Origin of the sequence: Micromonospora sp. NPDC005806 (assembly GCF_042871425.1) — a bacterium.
GTDB lineage: Bacteria > Actinomycetota > Actinomycetes > Mycobacteriales > Micromonosporaceae > Micromonospora.
The window spans coordinates 1-1,972 of sequence record NZ_JBIAIL010000097.1 but is presented as its reverse complement, the minus strand read 5'-3'; the positions used below and the strand labels follow the sequence as shown (position 1 = coordinate 1,972).

Annotated in this window: 1 protein-coding gene; it reads left to right on the top strand. The window is 67.3% G+C overall.

Annotated features, from left to right (window positions below; translation table 11 throughout):
- Positions 1-976: 976 nt before the first annotated feature.
- Positions 977-1,699, top strand: a complete 723-nt coding sequence (locus ACFYOS_RS36380) for an alpha/beta fold hydrolase (protein WP_387151894.1) — start codon at positions 977-979, stop codon at positions 1,697-1,699.
- Positions 1,700-1,972: the final 273 nt, after the last annotated feature.

The window sequence follows — 1,972 nt, the reverse complement described above, 5'->3', positions numbered from 1 at the left end:
GCTCTCGTAGTACGGGACCCAGTGTTCCCAGCTGCGCGGGGTGAGCCAGAGGCCGTGGATGAGGACGATGGTGCTCACTTGACGTATCCCTTCAGAGTTGATACCACGAGAATGATCGTGCGAAGATCACGTCCCCGCTTAGGTGATGCAATAAAGCGGCCGTAAACGCTTTCGCCGCCTTGGTGACACAAAGCTATAAGGCCGGAATGCGGTTCCAGTGACGTTCCAGTGCGGCTACCCTGCGGCTGGAGGTGATTACCTAAGGTGACCTCTGACGAGCTTCCGGTGGTGCGGCAACGGCTTGAGAGGCTCGCCGCGACGTGTTCACCGCTACTGAATCCAAAGCGGCTGCGCCGTCCTGACCCTCTACAAGGCCATCCGCAAGCTGCAGTTGGGAAGGCCAACGCTCGGCTGGCCTTCCCGCCTAATCGTCACGGGCGAGCCCGGCCACACGGAGCAACGTGGCAATGTATGCGGTTTCGGCGTCCGGAAGGTTGTTGGCGCTCTGATAATGGATGACGGTCGCCTCCCGGCTCCCAGAACGTCTCTGGCCTTGAGAACGCGCTCCGGTTCGCCTCCAGTCAAAGATCATCTCGTCTTTGATCAGGTAACCCGAACGCAGGGCCGGAGTGGCGGTGCGGCGGGAAACGCTGGCTGACGGGCGGCAGAGTGATCAAGACGGTCGTCGCCTCAGCATTGTCGGGCACCGGCGGATTCGGACCGACGCGAGGATCTCAACTCGCGTGGTTGCCCACCACCGACGACAGCATCGGACGGCCTTTGCCGCGCAGTCGATGCGAGCCTCCTTCACCCGGCTCAGCGGAGGCGCACGCGCAGGTGTGCCTGGTGGTCCCGTTGTCGCGACCTACTCAGGTAAGCCAGTGACCGCGCGGACGCACTCGTTCGCCACTGCTTCTGCACTCGGCCTCCTTAGCGTTCCTGAGCACAGGGACGACCCTGACTTAGGAGGCATGCCATGCCCGGAAGACCAACCGTCGTGCTGGTGCACGGCGCATTCGCCGACTCGACCGCGTGGAATCCGGTCCTGGCCGGGCTGACCCGGCAGGACGTTGACGCGATCGCCGTCGCCAACCCGCTCCGCAGCCTGCGGGGGGACGCCGAGTACCTGCGGGACGTGGTCAAAGGACTCGACCGGCCGGTGATCCTGGTGGGTCACTCGTACGGCGGCATGGTCATCACCGAGGCGGCGACGGACCTCGACCCCGTGCGTGGCCTGGTGTACGTGGCCGCGTTCACCCCGGACCACGGCGAGTCCGCGTTCGAGCTCGCCGGGAAGTTCGCCGGCAGCACCCTCGGGTCGGCGCTGCTGGCGTACCCGGTCGCCGACGGCGGCAACGAGGTCCGCATCGACCCGGCGAAGTTCCACATGCAGTTCGCCGCGGACCTCGAGTTGGAGGACGCGATCCTGCTCGGCCGCACCCAGCGGCCGGTGACCGAGAAGGCGCTGACCGACGGTCTGTCCACCGACAAGCCTGCCTGGAAGACGCTGCCGACGTGGCAGGTGTTCGGCGACGCCGACCGCACCATCCCGGTGGGGCTGTTCCGGTTTCAGGTGAGCCGGTCCGCGCCGCAGGGCGTGCACGAGGTGGCCGGGGCCTCACACGCCATCGCGACCTCGCAGCCCGAGGCGGTGACCGCGACGATCCTCAGGGCCGTCGCCTACGCCACGGCGCAGTGAGCCGCTGATCCGGCTGTGCCCGTTGCCGCCTGCTGGCGACGGGCACAGCATTCACCTTCCGGATGCCGGAAGGTGAGGCGCACGTCTTGGACACCTAGGTTTCGGGGAGTCCTGCCCGGGGGGCCGGCGCGGCAGCGGGGCCGTGCTCACCGCCGCCGGCCTGCTCACGCTGCGCGAGGCCGCGCCGCACCACCTGCGCTCCGTGCGCACCCACCTGATGGACGACCTCGACGACGCCGAGGTCGCCGGCCTCACCCGGGTCTTCGAGCGGCT

Coding starts and splice junctions, on each gene's coding strand:
- ACFYOS_RS36380 (WP_387151894.1), top strand. CDS start 977: ATGCCCGGAAGACCAACCGTCGTGCTGGTGCACGGCGCATTCGCCGAC.